The organism is Mycolicibacterium sp. HS_4_1 (assembly GCF_054515875.1).
The window spans coordinates 5055922-5079867 of the sequence record NZ_CM137261.1 but is presented as its reverse complement, the minus strand read 5'-3'; the positions used below and the strand labels follow the sequence as shown (position 1 = coordinate 5079867).

Annotated in this window: 23 protein-coding genes and 1 pseudogene; 19 read left to right on the top strand and 5 right to left on the bottom strand. The window is 66.5% G+C overall.

What is annotated here, in order from left to right; all coding sequences use genetic code 11:
- Positions 1 to 287: 287 nt before the first annotated feature.
- Complete coding sequence (locus tag ACX12F_RS24620) at positions 288 to 1193, bottom strand: SDR family NAD(P)-dependent oxidoreductase (protein WP_459366891.1); 906 nt, start codon at positions 1191 to 1193, stop codon at positions 288 to 290.
- Between the two features lie 100 nt (positions 1194 to 1293).
- Here ACX12F_RS24620 and ACX12F_RS24615 point away from each other — a divergent pair, with 100 nt between their 5' ends.
- The 3 genes from ACX12F_RS24615 (at position 1294) to groL (ending at position 4530) form a co-directional block, all read left to right on the top strand.
- On the top strand, positions 1294 to 1860 hold the full coding sequence (locus ACX12F_RS24615) for a TetR/AcrR family transcriptional regulator (RefSeq protein ID WP_459370493.1): 567 nt from the start codon (positions 1294 to 1296) through the stop codon (positions 1858 to 1860).
- Positions 1861 to 1870: 10 nt separating this feature from the next.
- On the top strand, positions 1871 to 2707 hold the full coding sequence (locus tag ACX12F_RS24610) for an LLM class F420-dependent oxidoreductase (protein WP_459366890.1): 837 nt from the start codon (positions 1871 to 1873) through the stop codon (positions 2705 to 2707).
- Between the two features lie 197 nt (positions 2708 to 2904).
- The gene (gene groL, locus ACX12F_RS24605) at positions 2905 to 4530 is read left to right on the top strand and encodes a chaperonin GroEL (protein WP_459366889.1); all 1626 of its coding nucleotides are present in this window, start codon (positions 2905 to 2907) and stop codon (positions 4528 to 4530) included.
- 57 nt (positions 4531 to 4587) lie between these two features.
- Here the strand turns inward: groL and ACX12F_RS24600 are convergent, their stop codons facing one another.
- Positions 4588 to 4962, bottom strand: coding sequence for a pyridoxamine 5'-phosphate oxidase family protein (locus ACX12F_RS24600; RefSeq protein WP_459366888.1), 375 nt, complete (start codon positions 4960 to 4962; stop codon positions 4588 to 4590).
- A 148-nt stretch (positions 4963 to 5110) separates the two neighbouring features.
- Here ACX12F_RS24600 and ACX12F_RS24595 point away from each other — a divergent pair, with 148 nt between their 5' ends.
- From ACX12F_RS24595 to ACX12F_RS24560, 8 genes are all read left to right on the top strand, one after another.
- Complete coding sequence (locus tag ACX12F_RS24595) at positions 5111 to 6343, top strand: hypothetical protein (RefSeq protein WP_459366887.1); 1233 nt, start codon at positions 5111 to 5113, stop codon at positions 6341 to 6343.
- Positions 6340 to 7350: an AAA family ATPase gene (locus ACX12F_RS24590; protein ID WP_459366886.1), complete on the top strand. Its 1011-nt coding sequence runs from the start codon at positions 6340 to 6342 to the stop codon at positions 7348 to 7350. Before ACX12F_RS24595 ends, ACX12F_RS24590 begins: the two co-directional genes overlap by 4 nt.
- 5 nt (positions 7351 to 7355) lie before the next feature.
- On the top strand, positions 7356 to 8255 hold the full coding sequence (locus ACX12F_RS24585) for a DUF58 domain-containing protein (protein WP_459366885.1): 900 nt from the start codon (positions 7356 to 7358) through the stop codon (positions 8253 to 8255).
- The gene (locus ACX12F_RS24580; RefSeq protein ID WP_459366884.1) at positions 8245 to 8718 is read left to right on the top strand and encodes a hypothetical protein; all 474 of its coding nucleotides are present in this window, start codon (positions 8245 to 8247) and stop codon (positions 8716 to 8718) included. Before ACX12F_RS24585 ends, ACX12F_RS24580 begins: the two co-directional genes overlap by 11 nt.
- Complete coding sequence (locus ACX12F_RS24575; protein ID WP_459366883.1) at positions 8709 to 9773, top strand: hypothetical protein; 1065 nt, start codon at positions 8709 to 8711, stop codon at positions 9771 to 9773. The genes ACX12F_RS24580 and ACX12F_RS24575 overlap by 10 nt, the downstream gene beginning before the upstream one ends.
- Positions 9770 to 10813, top strand: a complete 1044-nt coding sequence (locus ACX12F_RS24570) for a vWA domain-containing protein (protein ID WP_459366882.1) — start codon at positions 9770 to 9772, stop codon at positions 10811 to 10813. The genes ACX12F_RS24575 and ACX12F_RS24570 overlap by 4 nt, the downstream gene beginning before the upstream one ends.
- Positions 10810 to 11805 (top strand): tetratricopeptide repeat protein, encoded by a 996-nt coding sequence (locus ACX12F_RS24565; protein WP_459366881.1) that lies wholly within the window; start codon positions 10810 to 10812, stop codon positions 11803 to 11805. The genes ACX12F_RS24570 and ACX12F_RS24565 overlap by 4 nt, the downstream gene beginning before the upstream one ends.
- Positions 11806 to 12068: 263 nt before the next feature.
- A complete protein-coding gene (locus tag ACX12F_RS24560; RefSeq protein ID WP_459366880.1) occupies positions 12069 to 13628 on the top strand; it encodes a hypothetical protein in 1560 nt (519 codons plus the stop codon).
- On the opposite strand, the gene ACX12F_RS24555 is transcribed toward ACX12F_RS24560, so the two are convergent.
- On the bottom strand, positions 13607 to 15364 hold the full coding sequence (locus tag ACX12F_RS24555) for an N-acyl-D-amino-acid deacylase family protein (RefSeq protein ID WP_459366879.1): 1758 nt from the start codon (positions 15362 to 15364) through the stop codon (positions 13607 to 13609). The genes ACX12F_RS24560 and ACX12F_RS24555 overlap by 22 nt on opposite strands.
- Positions 15365 to 15498: 134 nt before the next feature.
- On the opposite strand from ACX12F_RS24555, the gene ACX12F_RS24550 reads away from it, so the two are divergent.
- The 7 genes from ACX12F_RS24550 to ACX12F_RS24520 all read left to right on the top strand — a co-directional run bounded on the left by ACX12F_RS24550 (position 15499) and on the right by ACX12F_RS24520 (position 21219).
- A complete protein-coding gene (locus ACX12F_RS24550) occupies positions 15499 to 16122 on the top strand; it encodes a hypothetical protein (protein ID WP_459366878.1) in 624 nt (207 codons plus the stop codon).
- A gap of 77 nt (positions 16123 to 16199) precedes the next feature.
- Positions 16200 to 16598 (top strand): VOC family protein, encoded by a 399-nt coding sequence (locus ACX12F_RS24545; RefSeq protein WP_459366877.1) that lies wholly within the window; start codon positions 16200 to 16202, stop codon positions 16596 to 16598.
- A gap of 10 nt (positions 16599 to 16608) precedes the next feature.
- Positions 16609 to 17142 carry a mycothiol transferase gene (locus tag ACX12F_RS24540; protein WP_459366876.1) on the top strand — a complete coding sequence of 178 codons (534 nt, stop codon included), beginning with the start codon at positions 16609 to 16611 and terminating at the stop codon, positions 17140 to 17142.
- A 7-nt stretch (positions 17143 to 17149) separates the two neighbouring features.
- Positions 17150 to 17752, top strand: a complete 603-nt coding sequence (locus ACX12F_RS24535; protein ID WP_459366875.1) for a phosphatase PAP2 family protein — start codon at positions 17150 to 17152, stop codon at positions 17750 to 17752.
- A gap of 115 nt (positions 17753 to 17867) precedes the next feature.
- On the top strand, positions 17868 to 19385 hold the full coding sequence (locus ACX12F_RS24530; RefSeq protein ID WP_459366874.1) for an aldehyde dehydrogenase family protein: 1518 nt from the start codon (positions 17868 to 17870) through the stop codon (positions 19383 to 19385).
- A 58-nt stretch (positions 19386 to 19443) separates the two neighbouring features.
- The gene (gene ppk2, locus ACX12F_RS24525) at positions 19444 to 20310 is read left to right on the top strand and encodes a polyphosphate kinase 2 (RefSeq protein ID WP_459366873.1); all 867 of its coding nucleotides are present in this window, start codon (positions 19444 to 19446) and stop codon (positions 20308 to 20310) included.
- A gap of 27 nt (positions 20311 to 20337) precedes the next feature.
- Complete coding sequence (locus ACX12F_RS24520; RefSeq protein ID WP_459366872.1) at positions 20338 to 21219, top strand: hypothetical protein; 882 nt, start codon at positions 20338 to 20340, stop codon at positions 21217 to 21219.
- A gap of 50 nt (positions 21220 to 21269) precedes the next feature.
- Here ACX12F_RS24520 and ACX12F_RS24515 read toward each other — a convergent pair whose 3' ends face one another.
- Positions 21270 to 23333 carry a prolyl oligopeptidase family serine peptidase gene (locus tag ACX12F_RS24515; RefSeq protein ID WP_459366871.1) on the bottom strand — a complete coding sequence of 688 codons (2064 nt, stop codon included), beginning with the start codon at positions 23331 to 23333 and terminating at the stop codon, positions 21270 to 21272.
- Between ACX12F_RS24515 and ACX12F_RS24510 the strand changes: the two genes are divergently transcribed.
- Positions 23327 to 23815 carry a DUF779 domain-containing protein gene (locus tag ACX12F_RS24510; protein WP_459366870.1) on the top strand — a complete coding sequence of 163 codons (489 nt, stop codon included), beginning with the start codon at positions 23327 to 23329 and terminating at the stop codon, positions 23813 to 23815. The two genes, ACX12F_RS24515 and ACX12F_RS24510, sit on opposite strands and share 7 nt — an antisense overlap.
- Here the strand turns inward: ACX12F_RS24510 and ACX12F_RS24505 are convergent.
- Positions 23799 to 23912, bottom strand: a pseudogene (locus tag ACX12F_RS24505) (SAM-dependent methyltransferase); the annotation flags it as partial. The gene ACX12F_RS24510 and the pseudogene ACX12F_RS24505 sit on opposite strands and share 17 nt — an antisense overlap.
- Positions 23913 to 23946: the final 34 nt, after the last annotated feature.

Below are 23946 nucleotides of genomic sequence, written 5' to 3'. Positions count from 1 at the left end.
GGCTCGGTAACTGGCCGGGATCAGGGAAAACTCCTCGACATGCCCGTCACCTGCATCGGAGTCGATCGGTGCGGATCGCGAGTGACGGAGTGAACGTTGGCTGCCGTGTCTGTGACCTGGCATGGAGGGGGTCGGCTGGGTGACGTGGTGCGGAATTTAGAACACGTTCATTTTCGCCTGATTGCGATGGTGGCAATGTTTGCCAGCCCTGGTCGATGTACCGCGTTCGTAGCGGCCCCGTCGGTTGTGCAAGCCCCTTGTCGCACAACCGACAGGGCATGGCCCGGTTACACCGGGAACGTCACTCCGGTCAGTTCTTCGGAGACCGCCCAAAGTCGCTGTTGTAACGCGGTGTCGTGCGACTGGTCGCTCGAGCCCACGACCTTCGGGTGGCCGGTCTGCTGGAACAGTCCATCCGGCCCGTAGTACTGGCCGCCGTATGCGGCCGGGTCGGTCGCAGCGCGCAGGGTGGGCAGGGCGCCCATGGCGGCACTCTGGAACAGCCGCTCGACGATGGGTGTCACGATGGCGGGCGGCAACGCCACGTGCCGCGCCAATTCGGTGCTCGAACCGCCTGGGTGCGCGGCGAGGGCGACGGTCTCCGCGCCGGTCAGCCGGCGCTGCAGTTCGTAGGTGAAGAGCAGGTTGGCGAGCTTGGACTGGCCGTAGGCCGCGACCCGGTTGTAGCGGCGTTCCCATTGCAGATCTTCGAAGTGGATGGCGGCGCGAATCCGGTGGCCCAGGCTGCTGACCGTGACGACGCGGGAGCCGGGCACCGTCAGCAGCTGGTCCAGCAGCAGGCCGGTGAACGCGAAGTGTCCAAGGTGGTTGGTGCCGAACTGCATCTCGAAGCCGTCGGCGGTGGTCTGCTTCGGCGTCCACATGACGCCGGCGTTGTTGATCAGCAGGTCGATGGCCGGGTATTCCGACTTCAGCTGTTCGGCGGCTTCCCGGACCGACTGCAGTGAGGTCAGGTCGAGTTCCTGAAGTGCGAGGTCGGCGTCGGGTGTCGCCTGCCGGATCCGGTCGACGGCGTCCTTACCCTTGTCGAGGTTGCGGACCGCGAGCACGACGTGTGCGTTCTTCGCGGCGAGCGCCGCGGCGGTCTCATAGCCGAGTCCGGTGTTGGCGCCGGTGATGACGGCGGTGCGCCCGGTCTGGTCGGGGATGTTGGCGGTTGTCCACTTGGTCATGACAGTTCCTCGGTAGCCTGGCCTCATCCGGGGCGAGCGCCCCGGATGTTCACATATCCGGAACGGTGGCCCCGTTTAATTTGTTCCCGGGAGCGTGATGATCTGCAAACCGAAGCGGCCGCTGCGTGCCGACGCGGCCCGGAACCGGGCTCGTGTGCTGGAGGTGGCCTATCAGACGTTCGCCGACGAGGGGCTCTCGGTGCCCATCGACGAGATCGCCCGACGGGCCGGCGTCGGCGCCGGCACCGTCTACCGTCATTTCCCGACCAAAGACGATCTCTATCGCGCGGTGATCGAGGACCGGTTGCAGTCGGTCACCGATGCCGGTCGGGCATGTTTGGCGTCGGACGCCCCGGGTGACGCGCTGTTCGACTTCTTGCGGTCGCTGGTCCAGTGGGGGGAGACCGATCAGGGTCTGGTCGACGCGCTCGCCGGCCTGGGTATCGATGTCAACACCTTGGTGCCCGACGTCGAGGACGAATTCCTGGCCCTGCTCGGCGAGTTGTTGACGGCGGCCCAGCGCGCCGGCGCCGTGCGCTCGGACGTCTCGGTGCCCGAGGTCAAGACGCTGCTGGTCGCGGCGCAGGCCGCGCAGCGCTACAACCCCGACGCCGCCGACCGGGTGGTCGAGCTGATGATGGATGGTCTGCGGCCGCGTCGGGAGTAGCGTCGGCCGCATGAAGTTCGGAATCGCCACCTTCGTCGACGACGACACCATCGACCCGGTGACATTGGCGCGGGCGATCGAGGACCGGGGCTTCGCATCGCTCATCGTCGCTGAGCACAGTCACATCCCGGCGAGCCGGGAATCCGCGTACCCGAACGGCGGCGACCTGCCGCCCTGGTACTACAACACCCTCGACCCGTTCGTCACCCTCGCCGCTGCCGCTGCGGTGACCTCCACGATCGAACTATTCACCGGCGTCGCCCTGCTGATCCAGCGCGACCCGATCCATACCGCCAAGGAAGCCGCGAGCATCGATCTCATCTCGGGCGGTCGGTTCACCTTCGGCGTCGGCGCCGGCTGGAACATCGAGGAGATGCGCGACCACGGCACCGATCCGAAGACGCGGGGCGCCCGGCTGGACGAGAGCATCGAGGCCATCAAGGAGCTGTGGGTCGAGGAACCCGCCCAATATCACGGGAAGTTCGTCAACTTCGATCCGTCGTACTGCCGTCCCAAGCCGGTGCAGAAGCCGCACCCGCCGATCTATGTCGGCGGAAATTCGGATGCGACCGTCAAACGGGTCGTTCGGCACGGTGCCGGCTGGATCTCCAACCCGCTGCCTCGCGACGTCCTGGCCAAACGTATTGGGCAGATGCGTGAGGCCGCCGGTCACGACGTCCCCCTGGCGATGTTCGGCGCACCGGTGAAACCCGAATATTGGCAGGCCGTCGAAGGTCTCGGTTACGGGCAGCTCGGATTGTTCCTGCCCTCGGTGGGCAGGGATGAATCGCTGCGCCTGCTCGATGAATACGTCGCGCAGGTGGCGCGGTACCGGTCGGCGTCCTGATTCGGTTGCGCGGATGGTGAACAACCTTGCACTCGCCCTACCTGAGTGCTAAAAAGACGTTGGCACTCTCGATAGGTGAGTGCTAGGTCGGGACAGTGAGGCCGGGGCCGCATCTGCGAGCACAGCCCAGGCCGTCCGTCGCGGGCGCTGCGCCTGACCAAAGACGTGCAATTCCCAACCGGAGGAATTACTTCGCAATGGCCAAGACAATTGCGTACGACGAAGAGGCCCGTCGCGGCCTCGAGCGGGGTCTCAATGCCCTCGCTGACGCGGTAAAGGTGACGCTGGGCCCCAAGGGCCGCAACGTCGTCCTGGAGAAGAAGTGGGGCGCCCCCACGATCACCAACGATGGTGTGTCCATCGCCAAGGAGATCGAGCTGGAGGACCCGTACGAGAAGATCGGCGCTGAGCTGGTCAAGGAAGTTGCCAAGAAGACGGACGACGTCGCCGGCGACGGCACCACCACCGCCACCGTTCTGGCTCAGGCCCTGGTTCGCGAAGGCCTGCGCAACGTCGCTGCCGGCGCCAACCCGCTCGGCCTGAAGCGCGGCATCGAGAAGGCCGTGGAAGCAGTCACGGCCAGTCTCCTCAAGTCCGCCAAGGCGATCGAGACCAAGGAACAGATCGCTGCCACCGCCGGTATCTCGGCCGGTGACCAGTCCATCGGTGACCTCATCGCCGAGGCCATGGACAAGGTCGGCAACGAGGGTGTCATCACCGTCGAGGAGAGCAACACCTTCGGCCTGCAGCTGGAGCTCACCGAGGGCATGCGCTTCGACAAGGGCTACATCTCGGGCTACTTCGTCACCGACGCCGAGCGTCAGGAAGCCGTCCTGGAGGATCCCTACATCCTGCTGGTCAGCTCGAAGATCTCGACCGTCAAGGACCTGCTGCCGCTGCTGGAGAAGGTCATCCAGTCGGGCAAGCCGCTGCTGATCATCGCCGAGGACGTCGAGGGCGAGGCCCTGTCGACCCTGGTGGTCAACAAGATCCGTGGCACCTTCAAGTCCGTCGCCGTCAAGGCCCCGGGCTTCGGTGACCGCCGCAAGGCGATGCTGCAGGACATGGCGATCCTCACCGGTGGCCAGGTCATCAGCGAAGAGGTCGGCCTGTCCCTGGACACCGCTGACGTTTCCCTGCTGGGCACCGCCCGCAAGATCGTCGTGACCAAGGACGAGACCACCATCGTCGAGGGTGCCGGCGACGCCGACGCGATCCAGGGCCGCGTGGCCCAGATTCGCGCCGAGATCGAGAACAGCGACTCGGACTACGACCGCGAGAAGCTGCAGGAGCGCCTGGCCAAGCTGGCCGGCGGTGTTGCGGTGATCAAGGCCGGCGCTGCCACCGAGGTGGAGCTCAAGGAGCGCAAGCACCGCATCGAGGACGCCGTCCGCAACGCGAAGGCCGCCGTCGAAGAGGGCATCGTCGCCGGTGGTGGCGTGGCTCTGCTGCAGTCGGCTCCGGCGCTCGACGAGCTCAAGCTCGAGGGTGACGAGGCCACCGGTGCCAACATCGTGCGTGTCGCGCTGTCGGCTCCGCTGAAGCAGATCGCCTTCAACGGTGGTCTGGAGCCGGGCGTCGTCGCCGAGAAGGTGTCGAACCTGCCCGCCGGTCACGGCCTGAACGCCGCGACCAACGTGTACGAGGACCTGCTGGCCGCCGGCGTTGCCGACCCAGTCAAGGTCACCCGCTCGGCGCTGCAGAACGCGGCGTCCATCGCGGCGCTGTTCCTCACCACCGAGGCCGTCGTCGCCGACAAGCCGGAGAAGGCCGCGGCTCCCGCCGGCGACCCGACCGGTGGCATGGGCGGTATGGACTTCTAAGTCCAGCTCTACTACGGGAAAGCCCCGGCTCGCTCGGCGAGTCGGGGCTTTTTCGTGTCACTGCTCGATGGGCACACAATCGTGCAGGCAGCCACTCGCCGCCGCCGGGGTGTCCGGCCGGGCCTGCCGGTGCAGGATCGCGCGGCTCGGAAAGACCTGCAGCCGTGTGTCTTTCACATCGGCGCGACCGTCGATCAGCAGCGTGTACCCGTCGGCTTCGCGCGGCGGGTAGATGAGGGTGACGTCGCTGTGATGCTTGAGATTTTCGCTGGTGCGGGTCCCGATGGCGGCGATGTCGAAGACCCCGTCGGCAAGAGTGGGCTGGACGGTGACGACGTGTGCGCGATGGTCGTCGGTCACCGTCACGAGATAGGCGAAGGCGAAGTCGTCCACGGCGCCGGCCAGCTGATCGAGATCAACGTGTGCGCTCATTCCGTCAGGATAGGCGCCGGCGTCGGTGCTGGTAATGGGCGACGGAGGGCCACCTGGAGTAGTGATACCGTCGGGTCGCCGGTGTAAGTCGGCACGGGGATGAGGGGGAGGTTCAATTGGTGACGGTTCTTGACGGTGGATTCACCTCGTGACGCAGCCGCCGCAGTCGCCTTTCGGCGGTCCCAATCCGGTTGACGGGCCGGTGCCGCAGCATCCCGGTTACGGGCAACCGCCGCCCCCGGCGCAATGGGGCGGGCCGGCGCCGATGGGAGCGCCGCCGCAGACCCCGCCGCACGGGGCTTGGCCGGCCGCGCCCCAGCAGCAGTTCCAACACTTTCCGCAGCCCGGATATGCGCCGGCGCCGAAGCCGGCCAAGAACAGGAAGGCGCTGTTCATCACGGGCGGAGCCACGCTTGCGGTGCTCCTGGTGGTGGCCATCGTCGTGGCGATCGTGTCATTCTCCGGCGGCGGATCGAGCGGTCCCGGTGGTGGTGGCGCCAGTTCGGCAGAGGGCGCGGTCAAGGGCTACCTGGAAGCGCTGTCGAACGGAGATGCGGGCGCCGCGTTGGCATTCGGCACCGATCAGCCGGCCTCAAAAGACTTCCTGACCGACGATGTGCTCAAGCAGCAGACGGCGAAGTGGCCCATCACCAACATCCGGATTCTGAGCGCCAACGAAACCGGCCCCGTGGCGCAGGTGCACGTGTCCGTCAACTTCGGCGACCAGACCGCCGATCAGACGTTGCTGGTGAAAAAGGACGACAGCGGCTGGAAACTCGCCACTGCCAGCGTCAAGCTGAATCTGGGTGCGAACGGCGGCATCCAGATCAACAACCCGGCCACCGGCAAGCCGCTCCCGGCCGCGCCGCTCACGCTGTTCGGCAAGCCGGCGCCGAGCAATGCACCGGTGTACGTCTTTCCGGGGTGGCTCGACCTGGGCTCGGCGAGCAAATACCTGACGGTGTCGACGGCGCGGCCGGTGCTGCTCGACGGGTTGGTCGCCTCCGGTGTCGGCCTGACTGTCGGTGCCCAGATGCAGCTCAGCGAGGCCGGTTCGGCGGCGGCGAAGCAGGCCGTGGCCACCGCGGTCGCCGAATGCGCCAAGTCCACGTCACTGGCACCGCCGGGCTGCCCGAACGCCATGCCGAACCCGACGCTGGTCGACGGCACGGTGCACTGGGAACCGCCGGCCGACCTCAGTCAGGTCAACTACACGTTCACGGCATTCGATCTGTCGGTGCGCACCATGGGGACCTCGCAGTGGACCATCACCGCGACGAGTACCAGCGGCGCGACGGTGCAGGGCAAGCAGTTCGTCCCGCTGATGGGTCAGATCGACATGACACAGGAACCGTTGACAGTGAAGTGGTTCGGCCGATGAGCGCCCCGACGAACACGATGCAACAGCAGCCGACGCGGGATGAACTCGACCGCGCCCGTGCGGTGGTACATGCGGTGTCCGGAGCATTCGCGGCGAAGGTGGTGGGCCAGACCGGACTGCAGCAGAGTCTGTTGATCGGTATGTTCACCGGCGGGCACGTGTTGCTGGAAAGCGTTCCGGGACTTGCTAAGACGACGGCGGCCCGAGCGGTGGCCGATGCGGTGCAGGCCAAATTCCGGCGCATCCAGTGCACCCCCGACCTGTTGCCGAGCGACATCATCGGGACCCAGATCTTCGACGCGTCCAAGGGCGTCTTCCACACCCAGCTGGGACCCGTGCACGCCAACATCGTGCTGCTGGACGAGATCAACCGGTCGAGTGCGAAAACCCAGAGCGCCATGCTGGAAGCGATGGAGGAACGCCAGACCAGCATCGCCGGCGACGTCTACAAGATTCCCGAGCCGTTCCTGGTGCTCGCGACGCAGAACCCGGTTGATCAGGAGGGCACCTATCCGCTGCCCGAGGCGCAGATGGACCGGTTCATGTTCAAGGAGATCCTGACCTATCCGAATCCGCGGGAAGAGGCGGAAATGGTCTTCCGGATCGACGCCGGTGTCTACGCCGACCACCGGACCGCTCCGGTGGCGTCGCTCGACGACATCCTCTACATCCGGGACGTGGTGCGACGCGTCTACCTCGACCCGGCGATCGTCAACTACATCACCCAGATCGTCGCGGTGACCCGGACGCCGCAGCAGTACCTTCCGGCGAATCTGGCGCGGCTCATCGAGTACGGCGCCAGTCCCCGCGCCACCATCGCCTTCTGCAAGGCGGCGCGGGCGTTGGCGTTGTTGTCGGGTCGCAACCACGTGCTGCCCGATGACGTGAAAGCGCTGGCGCACCGCGTGTTGCGGCACCGGCTGATTCTCGGATTCGAGGCGGTGGCCCAGAATGTCACTCCGGAAGTGTTGATAGACAACGTCATTCAGGCAGTCCGAACTCCTTAGCCGCGATGGGCGTACTACTGCAGGAGGTCAAGGCGCAGACCTTGGCCGGCAATCGACTCTCGGGTCCCAATGGGGTGTCCCGCGGGCTGCTGGAGGGCGAGCACCGCTCGATGTTCCAGGGACGCAGTCTGGAATTCGACGATCTGCGGCCCTATGTGCCGGGGGACGACGTTCGCGACATCGACTGGAAGGCGTCGGCGCGCTCGCCCGAGGTACTGGTCAAGCGATTCGTCTCGTACCGGCAACAGCGGATCCTGATGGTCGTCGACCTCGGCCGGAACATGTTGGCCTACGCCGCAAGTGGCGAGGTCAAGCAGCGTGTGGTGCTCAATGCCGTTGGCCTGGTTGGGCTCATCGCCATCAGCAAGGGCGACGAGATGGGTTTGGTATACGGGGATGCGACCGGATCGGCACACATGCCGAACCGGCGCGGTGAGGCGCACCTCGAACACATCCTGGAACGCGTCAACCGGCATCACGTCGCGGACAGCGGCCGCAGCGACATCTGCGCGCAACTGGACTACGTGCAGCACCACTTCCGGCGCCGGCACATCGTTTTCGCGATCTCCGACGAACCCGATGTCGGCGCGAGGCTGGATGAGCAGTTCCGCAAGGTGGCGGCGCGGCACGACGTGTACTGGGTGACGGTGCGTGACGCCCCGTTGATCGGAGCGCCGGGATTCGGCGGTGAGGGCTACGACGTCGACAGCGGCAGAACTCTGCTGCGCGAAGAGATCCTGGGGCACCGGGTGCTGGCGGCGTACCGGCAGGCCGAGGCGCGGCGGGAGGCGGCATTCGAGCAGTACGTCAACAGCTCGGCGATCCCGTGCGCACGGGTTTCCGGTAGTGGTGAGTTGTTCAACGCCGTCACCCTGATGTTGAAGAAGGCCGGCCGTGGCAAATGACTTTCTGAAATGGGTTGTGGCGCCGCTGCCGTACTCGGTGCTCTGGCTGGTGTTCGGCATCTTGCTGATCCTCGGGGTGATCGGCTGGTTCGGTGGCGTGTTGGTGTGGACGCTGCCCGTCGAAAGGTTGCGCACCATCCCGGTGATCCGCGACATCAATGCCCGGGTGCTGCGGCGCAAGTTCAGTGCCGCGGTCGGTCACGTGGCCGACCGCTACCGGATCGGTGAGCTCAGCAGCCGTCAGGCGTACACCGAAATGAGCCGGATACTGCGGAATTTCGTGTTCTACCGCACGGGTGTGCGGGCTCAGTACATGACGTTGGGTGAGGTGGAGCGCGGGCCCGCGGCGGCGGCGGCGCCCATCGTGAAGGCTTTGTATACCCGACAATTCGACGTTGTCGACAACCCCGATGTTGCTGCCGCGGCAGCCCAGGTGCGGAGCGCGATCCGGTCATGGAGCTGAGATGGTGGTGGGTGGTCGTCGTGGGGCTGACGGCCTTGGTCGTCATTGTGGCCGTCGCGTTCCTCTGGCCGCTCAGACAGCAGCAGCGCCGGCTGCGTCCGCTGGCATGGGTCGGTCGCCTGACCCAGCTGCCAGAGTACGCGCGCGCCTATCGTCGGTACCGAATCCTGTTGGCGGCCATCGCCGCAACGACGGTCGGGGTATCACTGTGCGCGATCATCGCCACTGCGCGGCCAGTGAGCGCACAAGCCACCGCCGCAGACATCAACCGGGCGCACCCGGAGGACATCATGCTGTGTGTGGAGGATGACCCGGCCGCCCACGATGCGTCCGTGCTGTTCTCGTATTTCCGTGACCAGGCCGCGAAGTTCGAGACGCAGCGTCTCGGCCTCACGTCCCGCACGCTGCGGGTGATCCCACTGACCCGCGACCATCCCTACCTCCAGGAGCAACTCGGCCGCTATGCGAACCTCGAGCGACTGAAGACCCAGCAGAAGCCATCGCCGGAGGACACCGCGACGCTGCAACGCGCGCAGCACGAGTTCGGCCGGACCGTCAACTATTCCGACTACCGGCTGACGGTGAACGATGCTCTGGCCCTGTGCATGAAAGGTTTTCCGGGAGTGGGTAAGCCGTCGGATGCCCGGCGCTCGGTGATCTACCTGGGTCCGGTCGATGGGTCGAAGGGGCCCATCTACTCGGACGCTGCGCTCGGTGCACTGGCGAAGTCCTCGGGTATTCAGCTGAACGTCCTGACCCGGACGACGCGCGACGCCGGTGGCGCGCTGAGCGGCATCACGGAGGCCACCGGCGGGCGGTTCGTCAGCTATGTCGCGGCGGATCCCAAGAGCGGCAACAGCGGAACGCAGCAGGACGCGATGGACGCGGCACTTCGCGGCCATCTCGACGACATCCGTGCGCACCCGCCCGCGCTGACCCGGTCTGACGGAACCATTCTGGTCGCGCAGGTACGCGACCGGCCCGACGCGGTGCTGGCCGTGGCTCTGGCCATGGTGATCGTCTTCTCGATCAGCCTCGCAGGGGTGCGTCGATGACGTTCGAACCTGTGGTCGCCTGGTGGGTGTTCCTGGTGCTCGCCGGGCTGACCCTGATATTGCGGATGTTCACCCTGTACCGGGTGTTGGTCGTGGTCGGGAAAGGCAGCCAGCGCAAAGTGGTGCTGCGCTGGAGCTTGCTGACCCTGGTGATCGTCTGCCTGTTCGCGGCAGCCGCGCGGCCGGGAATCGAAGGAGACAAACAGGTTTCGGACCAGTCCGTCGCGGCGGCGGCCGGCCGGAACGTGAATGTGTTCTTCGTCGTCGACCGCTCCCTCAACTCCAAGGCCGAGGACTACGGGAACAACCAGTTCCGGATGGCCGGGATTCGGGCCGACATGCAGTCGATCGTCGACCAGTACCCGTCGGGCCGGTTCTCGATCACGTCGTTCGCCACGAAGGCACGTGTCGACTGGCCGTTGTCGGATGACGTCTGGAGTCTGCGGGCGCTGCTCAAGGGCTATTCGGCCTATGGGGCGGACTTCGATTCGGTGTACCAGGTCGACGTCGGTGCGGCCGACGAGCAGTTGAAGCGCCAGCTGGAGCTGGCGTACAAGCAGTACCCGGGTTCGCACAACGTGGTCTTCTATCTCGGTGAGGGAGCGGGTGTCTCGAAGCGGCCGGCGACGAAATTCGACATCCCCGCGGGACTGATCGCCGGGGGCGCGGTACTCGGGTATGGCACGGCAGGCGGCGGCCGGGTCGCCAGCAAGCTGGGGGCCACCGGTGAAGTGTCCTATTTTCCGGACCCGAGTGGCGCGCAGTTTCTCTCGGCATTCGACGAGGCGTCGCTCAAGACCGTCGCCGGCCAGCTGAAACTGCCGTACTACCACCGGGCGCCGGGCGATTCGACGGCCACGATCATCCCGGCCCTGGATGTGCAGGCATCCACAGAGCGACAACAGGTCTCGCTGCCGGGGGAGCGCACCGAGTTCTACTGGATTTTCACGGCGATCGCGATGCTGTTGATGGGCTACGAACTGTTCGCGATGGCGCGTGAATACCGGGTCTCCCGCATGACGAAGGTGCGGGACGAATGACGCAGATATCCGCGGTGTGGCGGACGGTAATCGCGGCGGTCGGCCGGTACTTCTCATCCGGCCCGAGGCGAAAGGTCCTGCGGCGCAAACTGGTGGCCATCTCGGTGCTGCCGGCCCTGTTGGTGGTAGGGATCGCCGTCAAGGTGGTGACGATGGTGACCTACGGGCAGTCCGCGAGGTCGAACTTCTTCGCATACAACTCCTACGGCATGGACCACGACGTGCGAAAGCTCAAGTCGTTCAACGTGATCGACTCCTACAAGGCGTATTTCGCCGATGGCGACCGCTATTTGTTGGAAGGCAAGCTGTCGGACGCCGAGTCGGAGTTCAAGAAATCGCTGGAACTGGTCGACCAGGACGATTCGTGCCCGGTACGCATCAACCTCGCCGTGGTGCTGGAGGCGCGGGGCGACGTGAAGAACAACGAGAAGCACCGCGACCAGGCGAAACCGCTGTGGCAAGAGGCGCTCACGGTGGTGCAGCGGGCGCCAGCCGGTTGTTTCGACACGACGACCGAGCCCGACGAGGAGCAGCGTAAACACCGCAACGACACGGCGAAGCGGTTGCAGGACAAGCTGAAGGATCCGGAGCCGAAGTCCTCGGACGGGCAGGGCGGGCAGGGCAACGGCGGCGGGGAGGGTGACTCGGGTCAGAACGACCAATCGCCTGGCCAGGGTGAGCAGCCGCCGAGCCCCGGCAATCCGCCGCCGAGCCCGGGTGAGCAGCCCCAGAGTCCCGGCAATCCGCCATCGGGTTCAGGAAACCCGCCGCCCGGTCCCGACGCTCAGGGCTCGGGCCAAGGCGATCCGGACGGTCAAGCCCCGGCCGGCGGACCCACCACGCAGGCCCCCGACACCGTTGGCGCAGACCGTGTCGCGACCGAATCCGGCGGGGTGTCGACGCATGAACTGCATCCGCAGCAAGGCGATCCGGGTGATGTGCTCAAGCGGTTGCTGGAGGATTCCGGTGCCACAGGTATCGATCGTGAGTGAGCTGCCGCGCCACTGACCGGGTGGCGAAGAACTGGTCGAAAGATCGCCTTGTGGTCAGGTTCGTGAGCTCAAGGCGCGCAGAGCGCAGGGGCTGGGTCCGCTGGACCCGCCGAACCGGTGCTTGCTGGCAGGAGCACTCAAGTGTCGAGCTGAACCGACCGCGGGCGCGCTGGGGATCTGGTAACAATTGACATTCAAGTCAATTTAGGTCCATCGCGGCGCTGCATCGCCCAGTTGTCGTCACACCTCAGGGGGTCGCTCTCATGACTGCTTCCGTTCGACTGATGCCGACCAGGTTGGCAGCCGCGGCTCTGACCGCCGGCGTGGTCGTGGCCGGGTCGGCGATCGGTACGACGGAGCGCGTGCAACCGATCATTGCGGCCAAGGTGGTCAACACCTCATTGATCACCGACTTTTTCGGAAGCGTGGGCTGGTTCGTCCAGGGCGCGGCCGGGAGTGTGGCGATTCCGATCGACGCGGTGGTGTCGCTGCCGTTCGACGCATTGACCGCCATCGCCGTCGCCGTACAACACCCGGACTATGTCCCATCGGTGTTGAGCTGGCTGGTCAATCGGTACGCCAACCCGGCTGAGTCGTATCCGTATTACACCTATCCGTGGGATTTCAAAACGAATGCGCTCGGCGACATCGCTCTTGCGTTTCCCTACCCGCTGGGTCCCAACGGCACCCAGCCCGGGCTGATCAATGGCATCGTCGACGGCATCGCAAACACGATCGGCAGCGCGCTGAGCGGGCTCCCCGATCCGGCCGCCGGGGCCGCCGGGGCCGACGCTTTCTGGGCGACGACGGCAGGGCGCATCCTGACGTCGGTGAACAACCTCCCGCTGGCTCCGGTGTGGGCGCTATGGGATGTCACCGACTATGCCGGCTTCCTGCCCTACAACGTGGTGGCGACCATCGAGTCGGCCATCAAGTCCCCGCAAGCAATTCCCGGCTTGATCAGTAATTTGATCTACGGGCTGCTCGGCTCCGACGCCCAAGGCGGCCTGGCGGGCTACCTGATCAACGACCTCAGCTATCCGCTGACCACTCTCCCCGGGCCGGTCGGCCAGTTCGCGACGAACGTGGTCGCGAATCTTCAACAGGGGCTCGACAATCTGCTGGCGAACCTTCCGGCGCCGGTACCGCCGAATCTCTTGGCTGCGAAAACAGCCGCGGGCGCGGCGCCCGTATCGACTGCCGCGGTCGCGGGCGTGGGTGCCGCCGACATCCCGGCGGTCACCGGGCCGAGTGCGAATGCGGTGACACTCGCGGTGTCGGGCGCCCCGGACGCCACCAACGTCTCGGACGCCACCAAGGCCCCGGACGCCACCAAGGCCCCGGACGCCACCAACGTCTCGGACACCACGAAGGTCCCGGACGCCACCAACGTCTCGGACACCACGAAGGTCCCGGACGCCACCAAGGCGCCGGACAACTCGAAGAGCCCAGATGCCCCAGACGCTTCGAAAGCCCCGGACGCTCCGACGGTGCCGCAGAACAAGCCGGGCGAACAGGGCGGTGCAACCGGTACCGGAGCTCCGGCGGCCGGACCCGCCGCCGGACCCGAGGCTGGCGACACGGCCACGGCAGGAAGTACCGACAAGCCGAAAACGACGGCCGACAAGGTCAAGTCGGGCAACAAGGTTCGGCCGGGCACCAAAGCCGCCCCCAGCGGCGCGGCCATGGGTAACGCCGACACATCAACGTCGACCGCTGGATCTGACAAACCATCCGGGGGCGCTGACAAGCCTGCCGGTGGTGCTCATCCCGATCCGAGCGGCACAAGCTCCGTGACGGATCACGCGAGCGCGGCTGCCTGAGCTGCCGGCGCCGACTGGCGGCCACGGACCAGCCGTCCCGGCCGCGCCGCCGTCGGCACGCCGTTCTCGGCGATGATCTCGCCGGACACGATGGTCGCGACATAGCCGTCTGCGGTCTGGTCCAGGCGGCGCCCACCGGCGGGCAGGTCGTGCTCGATGGTCGGTTTGTGCAGCGTCAGTGCGTCGTGGTCGATCACATTGAGATCGGCCTTGTAGCCCACCGCGATTCGGCCGCGGTCGGCCAGGCCAGCGACGCGCGCCGGTACCGACGTCAGTTCCTTCACCGCATGCGCCAGGTCCAGCCGGCCGGCAGCCCGGTCGCGCACCCAGTGCGTCAGCAGGTACGTGGGAAATGACGCGTCGCAGATCATTCCGTAGTGGGCGCCGCCGTCGCCGAGGCCCAGGATGACGTCATCGCGCCGGATCAGTTCGGCCACGGTGTCGAGCGAACCGTCACGGAAGTTGGCGAGGGTGACCAACAGCATGGCGTGCCCGTCGTCGTCGAGCACCCGGTCGTAGGCCTCTTCGAGCGGGCTGACGCCGCGGGCGGCGGCCCGCGCCGCGATCGAATCCGACAGTGCCGGTTCGTAGTTCGGGGGAGTGCCCAGCGGGAACATGTAGTCCCACGCCTGCGCCGCGAACATGAGCGGGTGGCCGTCGGCAGCCGCGGTGTCGTTCAGGATGCGTTGGCGTACCTCAGGTTTGCGCATCTCGGCGACGCGCTCGGCCAACGGCAAGTCGGCGATCTCGCGGTACGACGGGTACAGCACGAACGGGTTGCCGGACAGTTCGAGGCCGATGACGAGGCCGATCGGCCGGGGAAAGATCTGGGCCGAGATCGAACCGCCATCGGTATTGGCCTTCTCGACCATGCGCAGCGCGTCCTCGAATGTGGCCGGCCCGGCGTTGCCGACCGCCAGCGTGAACGTGACGGGCAGACCGACGTCGGCGGCGACGTCGAACACGGTCTTGAGCGCGACCTCGTAGTCGCCCGCCAACAGGTCGGGCACGAACTGGATCAGTCCGCCGCCGCCGTCTTCGATGCCGCGGGCGATGGCCTCGATTTCCACCTGTGCCGCGTCATGGCTCGGGATGGGCTGCCCGCCAGAGGTCTTGTGCAGGGTCAGTCGGGACGACGCGAAACCCAGCGCACCGACCTCCACTGCCTCGGCCGCCAGCTTGCGCATCAGCGCGAGGTCCTCGGGAGTGGCGGGTTCGCGATCGACACCGCGCCGGCCCATCACGTACACCCGCAGCGGCGAGTGCGGCAGGAACGCGGCCACATCAATGTCCCGGCGTCCCGCGTCAACCGCGTCCAGGAATTCGGGGAAGGTCTCCCAGGTCCATGGCAGGCCGTCGACCATCACGACGCCCGGGATGTCCTCGACGCCGGCCATCACGTCGACGAGTACGTCGTGATCGTCCGGGCGGCACGGCGCGAAGCCGACACCGCAGTTGCCCATGACGGCGGTCGTTACGCCGTGAGCGGAAGACGGCGTCATCCGTTCCGACCAGATGGCCTGTCCGTCGTAGTGGGTGTGCAGGTCCACGAAGCCGGGGGTGACCAGCTTGCCGGTGGCGTCGATCTCGCGCGCGCCGGTCCCCTCGACAGTGCCGACGGCCACGATGGACCCGTCCTGAACTGCGACATCGCCACGGAAGGGCATGCCGCCCAAGCCATCGACGATGAGTCCGCCCCGAATGACGATGTCGTAGGCCGCGCCCGCTGCGTTCATGTGAACAACGTACGACCCAGGCCCTCATCAGATCTGTGAGTTGGCTTTGAGTTGAAGATTAGAACGGCTAGGCATTGCAGAAACGATGTATCGTGATAGGTACAAGATGCATCGAATCAACGAAAGGAATTGCGATGTTCTCAGCTGGTTTCGGCCCCGGTTTCGGTGGGGGCTTCGGCCCGGGCTTCGGGGGCTTCGGTCCCGGCGCGGGTCCCGGCGCGGGTGGACCCGGCGCCTGCGGCCCGGGCTTCGGTGGTGGTTTCGGCGGCGGCTTCGGGGCCGGGGGCGGGCACCACTTCTTCAAGGGTCGTATCAAGCGTGCCGCGATTGCGGCGGCCGCGCTACTACAGGAAGGTCCGGCCACTGCCGAGCAGCTCTCGCAGCGGGTCTCGGAGATCACCGACGGCGCGTTCGCCCCGCCGGTGGACAAGGTCGAGTTCGTCATCTCACTTCTCGCCGCGCGCGGCGTGGCCACGGTCGAGGACGGCGTCGCGACGCTGACCGAGTTCGGTGAGCAGTTGCTCGCCTGGCGCGGCGTCAGCAGCGAGACGGTGCAGGCGTTCCTCGGGCAGGCGGCGAAGTTCGGTGACGTCATCAAGCTGCGCAAGGACTTGTTCGAGCTCGCCGGTCTGGCGCGCACCATCAAGTTCACCGGCAACGACGCACAGAAGGCCGACCTGAAGTCGGCCGTTGCGACGGTGTCCGCTGCGGTCGCCGAGGCCAAGAAGGCCCTCTACCGCACCCTGGCCGACAACTGAATCACCAATCGGAGCGGCGGGCCCAGCGTGGGTTCGCCGCTCCGATTGTTGTCGGTGGCTCGTGGCACGATCGCGGCATGATCGATCATGTCGGCATCAACTGCAGCGACTGGGCCAAGTCCAAAGAGTTCTACGACACCGTGCTCGGTGTCCTCGGGTACAGCCGCCAGATGGATTTCGAGGTCGCCATCGGTTACGGCACCGCCGGGCGGCCGGAATTCTGGATCGGCGATGCCAGTGCAGGTGAGGCGTCGGGGCCGAACCGCGAGGTGCACGTGGCCTTCCACGCTGCTGATGCGGATACGGTGACCGCTTTCCATGAGGCCGCGGTCGCACTCGGCGCCGAGTCGTTGCACGCGCCCCGGCTGTGGCCTGAATATCATCCCGAGTACTTCGGTGCGTTCGTGCGTGACCCGGATGGCAACAACGTGGAAGCGGTGTTCCACGGCTCGGCCGCCGACCGCCAGGTCGGGTAGCGTCGGAGCCATGTCTGACACCGCCGCGGCGCGAGAACTGTTGCGCGACTCGTTCACTCGGCTCATCGAGCATGTCGACGATGTCGCCGACGGTCTGACCGAAGAGGTGTCGTGCTGGCGCCCGACGCCGGAGGCCAACAGCATCGCGTGGCTGCTGTGGCACAGCGCGCGGTGTCAGGACATGCAGCTGTGCGACATCGCCGGCGTCGATCAGGTGTGGACGAGTGAGGGGTGGGAGCAGCGGTTCGCTCTCGACCTGCCGCACAGTGCTGCCCCCGGCTACGACATCGGGTACGGCCACACTCCCGAAGACGTCGGCAAGGTGCGGCCGCCGGTCGACTTGCTCGTCGGTTACTACCGCGCGGTGCACAAGGTGACGTTGGAATACATCGCCACCGTGACGTCGGAGGAACTCGAGCGGATCGTTGATCGACGCTGGAATCCGCCGGTCACCGCGAGCGCGCGACTGGTCAGCATCGTCGACGACTGCGCGCAGCACCTGGGGCAGGCGGCGTACGTACGGGGTATCGCCGCGCACCGATGACCGCCCGATGACAACGGAGAAATTCGTCCGCTGGTGGCCGGCGGTCGGGCTGGTGACGATGGCCGTGTTGGGCTGGACTGTCGGCAAGGCATCCACGCCGGTCGACGATGTCTTCCAGCAGGCCGGCCGTGATACCCGGCCGTACTCCGGTTGGCTGCTGTTCTTCACCGACCCGAGAACACTGCTGGCGATGCTGGCGATCGCGGTGGCAGTCGCCTTATGGCGCAGGCGATGGAGCATCGCGGTGGCGATGGCGCTGTGCCCGCTGGCGGCGCTGGTGATCGAACGCTTCGTGAAGCCGCTGTTCGGTCGCCATAAGGGTGGTGCGCTGGCCTATCCCAGTGGGCACACCACTCTTATGGTCACGGTTGTCGGCATGATCGTCGTGGCGGCCGGAGCGGTGCTGTGGTCGCGGGTGCTGGCCGGCATCTTCGTCCCGGCGGGCATGCTCGGCCAGGCCTTCACCTACCACTACTTCACGGACACCGTCGGTGCGCTGCTGTTCGGGTCCAGTCTGGTGTGCCTGGCGGCGTGGGTCGCCGGTGTCGTGCCGAGTCGTAGTGCCGCTCCCGAGCATGCGGCCAGATCGCAGATCCGGCCGGATCCGTGATCTGTGCGCATACTCGCCGCCGAGTGGCGCGCCGCGACCGCCGCTGACACGCCTAAAGTTGACACGCGTCAAGCCGGGTGCGACCCCTGTCACACCTGGTCGTTACGATGGCCGTATGACCGCTACGTCTGACGTCCAGTCGCCGGGCTCCGGCACCATTTATGACCCTGCCACCGGTGCCATCGCAGGAACCGTGAGGTGGACGGACTCGGCCGACGTACCGCGCATCGCCGCAGGTCTGCGCGCCGCGCAGTCGGAGTGGGAAGCCCGCGGGCCGCAGGGGCGGGCGAAGGTGCTGGCCCGTTTTGCGGTGTGGCTCAATGATCATCGCGACGAGGTCGAGGCGCTGCTTGTCCGCGAGACCGGCAAGTCGATGGTCGACGCGAAGGTCGAGATTCCGCTGGCGATCCTGATCATCTCGTACGTGGTGAAGACCATGGAGAAGGCGCTGGCGCCCGACACCCGGCCGGCGCCCATGCCCATGCTCTCGGTCAAGAAGATCACCGTGCACTACCGTCCGCGTCCGGTGGTAGGCATCATCGCGCCGTGGAACTACCCGGTCGCCAACGCGCTGATGGACGCTATCGGGGCGCTCGCGGCCGGCTGTGCCGTGCTGCTCAAGCCGTCCGAGCGGACCCCGCTGACCGCCGAGTTGCTGTTGCGCGGGTGGACCGACTCCGGGGCGCCCGAGGTGCTCGCACTGGCTCAGGGCGCCCGCGAGGTGTCCGAGGCCGTCATCGACAACTCCGACTTCGTTCAATTCACCGGCTCCACGGCCACCGGCCGCAAGGTGATGGAGCGCGCGGCGCGTCGTCTCACCCCGGTCAGCCTCGAACTCGGTGGCAAGGACCCGATGATCGTGCTCGAGGACGCCGACGTGGAGTTGGCCGCGAACGGCGCGGTCTGGGGCGCGATGTTCAACGCCGGGCAGACCTGCGTGTCCGTCGAGCGTGTCTACGTGCTGGAGTCGGTGTACGACGCGTTCGTCGACGCCGTCGTCAAGGCGGTGCATAACCTCAAGGTGGGCGCGGGCGAGGGCTATCACCTCGGCGCGCAGATCGACGCAAGCCAGGTCGACATCACCGAGCGGCACGTCAATGAGGCCCTGGCGGCCGGTGCCCGGGCGCTGACAGGTGGCAAGCGCCCCGACGGCCCCGGCAGCTTCTACCCGCCGACGGTGCTCGTCGACGTCGACCATTCCATGGCGTGTATGACGGAGGAGACGTTCGGCCCGACCCTGCCGATCATGAAGGTCGCCACGGTCGGTGACGCGGTCCGCCTGGCCAATGACAGCCCGTACGGGTTGAGTGCCACCGTATTCTCGGGCGACGTGCAGCGGGCCAAAGACGTTGCACTGCAACTCGACTGTGGCGCGGTGAACATCAACGATGTGCTGGCCAACCTGATGTGCACCACCGCTCCGATGGGTGGCTGGAAGACGTCGGGCATCGGCGCGCGGTTCGGCGGGGCCGAGGGCATCCGCAAGTACTGTCGCCAGGAGACGGTGGTCGAGCCGCGCACCAGCAAAGGTACGGGCGGCAATTACTACCACAACTCGATGAAGGCCCTGGCGCGCATGAACAACGTGCTGACCAAGGTGTCGCTGATCCGGTCCAAGCGCACTGCCAAGTAGCACCTGCTGTTCACCGGGATGTCACCGTCAGGTTTGGCGGAGCCGTTATTTTCGGCCGGTGACCCTCGACACCGCTACCGCCAACGGCTACGCCGTTCGCGATGACGACGACGACGATCCCGAGTTGGTGCTGCTGCCCAGCGGGGAAGTGGTCGACACCTGGCGCGAGGGTTACCCGTACGACGAGCGCATGAAGCGCGAGGAGTACGAGGAGCAGAAGCGTCTCCTGCAGATCGAACTGTTGAAGCTGCAGAAGTGGAGCCAGGCCAACGGGCTGCGGCACGTCATCGTCTTCGAGGGCCGCGATGCCGCCGGCAAGGGCGGCACCATCAAGCGGTTCATGGAGCACCTCAACCCGCGCGGCGCCCGAGTCGTGGCGCTGGAGAAGCCGACTGAGAAGGAACGTACCCAGTGGTACTTCCAGCGGTACGTGACGCATCTGCCGGCGGCCGGCGAGATCGTCCTCTTCGACCGCTCCTGGTACAACCGCGCCGGCGTGGAGCGCGTGATGGGTTACTGCACACCCAAGCAGCACGCTGAATTCGTCCGTCAGGCGCCGCTTTTCGAGCAGATGCTGACCAACGACGGCGTCAGCCTCACCAAGTTGTGGTTCTCGGTGACGCAGGCCGAGCAGCGCACCCGGTTCACCATCCGCCAGGTCGACCCGGTGCGGCAGTGGAAGCTCTCCCCGACGGATCTGGCGTCGCTGGACAAGTGGGACGACTACACCGCGGCCAAGGAAGAGATGTTCGCCTGGACCGACACCGAGGTCGCGCCGTGGACTGTGGTGAAGAGCAACGACAAGAAGCGCGCCCGGATCAACGCCATGCGCCACGTTCTCGGTAAGTTCGACTACGACAACAAGGACCATGAGGTGGTCGGGCACGCCGACCCGCTGATCGTGGGACGGGCGCTGGCCGACTGAGCGGCGCCCACCGATCTAGGAGGGCGCTTGCGATTCGTCGCGACACTGCTGTTGTGGCTGGTCACCACCATCGCTGTGGCGGTGGCTGTGCCGGTCTGCTGGGCCCAGCACACCATCGTCGACCGGGGCGGCTACGTCGCCTTGGCGACCACGGCCGCCAAGAACCACGACCTGCAGAAGGCCACTGCCAGTGAGCTGGGCATCCAGATCAACAAGCTGGCCACCAGCGCGGGTTATGACCTGAGCACCAGCACCATGTCGAATGCGGCTGGCCTCTACACCTCCAGCTCGGTGTTCCCCGGGCAGTTCGGCATCGCCAACGGCTACGCGCACGACTGGCTGTTCACCGACACCATGGCCCACTCGGACGCATCCGGCCGCTGGACCATCGACCTGTCACCGATGCTGTCGGACGGGTCGTTCAGGGCGACCCTGACGGCGCTCGGGATCCGCGTCCCGTCGAAAATCGAAGTACCGATCACCGATTCGGCCCAGTCGGTGCGGCCAGGCCAGTTCCGTGCCGCGACGACGTGGGGACCGTGGGCGCGCGTCGGCATCTGTGTCCTGACGGGCGTGTTCGCCCTGCTGACGCTCGCAGTGACCCGATCCCGCGGAAAAACCGTTGCCGCCCTGGGAATTTCGACCATGATCGTGGGCGCTGCCGGCTGGGCCGGCATCGAAGTGGGACGCCGCTACGTGAGCGATGGGCTGAACCGCACCACCGGAAACGTCCGGCAGGTGGCCGACGTCATGGTCGATACGGCCATCGCGAACGCCCACCAGTGGCTCAACAGCACCCTCGCCATCGGCGGTGGCTTGGTGGTGCTGGGCGTCCTCGTGACACTGCTGGGCAACCTGGGTCGCCGGGTCGTCCGTAAGCCCAAGCCCGCGGGAGCTCCTACCGCCTGACAGCGATTTGTGCACAAAATCCGCGGTCGGCGCGGAAAATCGTGCACAAATCACGAGCCGCCGACGGTTCGCTCCAGGAACGAATACACCAGCGCGGCCTTGAACGCGGCCTGCGAATTGTCCGCGGCCCCACCGTGTCCGCCCTCGATGTTCTCGTAGTAGCTCACGCGGTGGCCGACGGCCTTGAGCGCTGCCGTCATCTTCCGGGCGTGGCCGGGGTGTACCCGGTCGTCGCGCGTCGAGGTGGTCATCAGCAGCGCCGGGTACTTACGATCGGCCGAAATGTTCTGGTATGGCGAGTACTTCGAGATGAACTCCCAGTCGTCGGGGTTGTCGGGGTCGCCGTACTCGGCCATCCACGAGGCACCGGCGAGCAACAGGTGATACCGCTTCATGTCCAGCAGCGGCACGCTGCACACCAGGGCGCCGAACAAGTCCGGATACCGCGTGAGCATCACGCCCATCAGCAACCCGCCGTTGCTGCCACCCTCAGCGGCCAGCTGGTCGACAGTCGTGATGCCGCGCCGCACCAGATCAGCGGCGACGGCGGCGAAGTCCTCGTAGACCAGGTGGCGGCCCTCGCGTATCGCCTGCGTGTGCCAGCGGGGGCCGTATTCACCGCCGCCGCGGATATTGGCCTCGACGTAGGTGCCGCCCTGGGTCAGCCACAACCGGCCGAGCACTCCGGCGTAGCCGGGCAGCATCGATGACTCGAAGCCGCCGTACCCGCTCAGCAGTGTCTTCCTGGGCTCTGTGACACCGCGTTGTCCCACAACGAAATACGGGATGCGGGTGCCGTCGGCGGAGGTCGCGAAGTGCTGCGACACCTCGACCTCGGAAGCGTCGAAAAAGCCCGGCGCCCGCTTGATCTCGGCCACCGCGCCGCCGGCATGCCCCCAGAGCAGGCGCGACGGGCTGTCGAATCCGCTTGAATCGAGGAATATTTCGTCGCCGTACTCGTCGACGTCGACGATGACCGTGGTGGCATGCTCGGGCACGCCGGGGATGTCCTCGCGCTCCCACGTGCCGGGGGTGACCAGTTCGATGTGGCCGATGACGTCGACCAAGGTCTGCAGCAGCAGCCGGTCGCGGGTCCACGCGAAATTCTGCATGCTGCTGTGGTCGTCGGGCTCGAAAACCACGCTCAGATCCCGGTTTCCGGCGAGGTAGTCGTCATAGCGCGAGGCGAGCAACGTCCCCGCCGCGTATGTCGTCTCACCGACGGTCCACTCGCCTCGGGGCCGGATCAGCAGCCATTCCCGGTGGATGGAGATCGCGGCATCGGTGGGTACGTCGATGCGGATCAGCTCGTCGCCGCGGACCTCGTAGCGTTCGCGGTTGAAGAAATCGGTGGACCGCGACACCATCAACCGCTCGAAACCCGGTGTGCTGTCGTAACCCGCGCCGACACTGACGTCCGAGGCGGTGCCTTCGAAGATCGTCACGGCCTCCGACAGTGGCTGCCCACGGTGCCACCGCTTGACGATCCGGGGATACCCCGACTCGGTCATGGCGCCAGGCCCGAAATCGGTGCCGACCAACACCGTGTCGGGCGTCTCCCACGAAACGCTGGACTTGGCCTCCGGCAGGCTGAAGCCGTCGTCGACGAACAGCCTTGTCTCCATGTCGAACTCGCGCACCACGGTGGCGTCGGCCCCGCCGCGCGAGAGCGCGATCAATGCCAGGTTCAGCCCGGGCTCGATGACGTCGGCACCGGCCCAGACCCAGTTCTCGTCCTCATCGGCCGCGAGCTTGTCCAGATCGATCAGCACGTCCCACTCGGGGGCGTCGGTGCGGTAGCTGTCCAGCGTGGTGCGCCGCCACAGCCCGCGGGGGTTCTCCGCGTCGCGCCAGTAGTTGTAGAGGAACTCGCCGCGCCGCCGGACGTAGGGGATGCGGGCGTCGGTGTCCATCACTTCGAGGGCGTCGGTGCGCATCTGCTCGAAGCGCTCGCCGCCGAACTCGGCGATCGTCGGCTCGCTGTGCTCGCGCACCCAGGCAAGGGCGTCGTCACCAGTGACGTCCTCCAGCCACAGGTAGGGATCTTCGGAGGCGAGGGATTCAGAACTCACCCGGTCATTCTTACCCTCCGGCGTAGGGTGGCCGTATGCCATCTCGGGCGCTGATCACCGCCGAAGCCGCCGAGCTGTTGCGCGCGCTGCAGGACCAGCACGGGGCCTTGATGTTTCACCAGTCCGGCGGGTGCTGCGACGGGTCGTCGCCGATGTGTTACCCCGACGGCGACTTCATCGTCGGGGATCGGGACGTCCTGCTGGCGGTGCTCGACGTCGGCCCCGACGGCGTCCCGGTGTGGATCTCCGGGCCACAGTTCGAGGCCTGGCAGCACACGCAGCTGATCATCGACGTCGTCGAGGGGCGGGGCAGCGGGTTCAGCCTGGAGGCGCCCGAAGGCAAGCGGTTCCTGTCGCGCGGCCGGGTGTTCACCGAAGCGGAGAACGCCGAACTGGGCGCGCAGCCGCCCGTCACCGGCGCGCAGTACGCCCAGGGTGCGCGACCGGTGGCCGGCGGCACGCTCGTCGTCGACCACGTCGAAGAGGCGTGTCCGGTGCCGAGTGGGGTCAGGCCTCGGGTTTGACGTAGGTCACCAGATTGTCGTCGAGCATCTCATCGGTGAAATAGTGCTGGCACCCGCGCAGGTACCGCATGTAGCGCTGGTAGACCTCGTCCGGGGTGATGGCGAGGGCCTGCTCGCGATGCGCTTCCAAC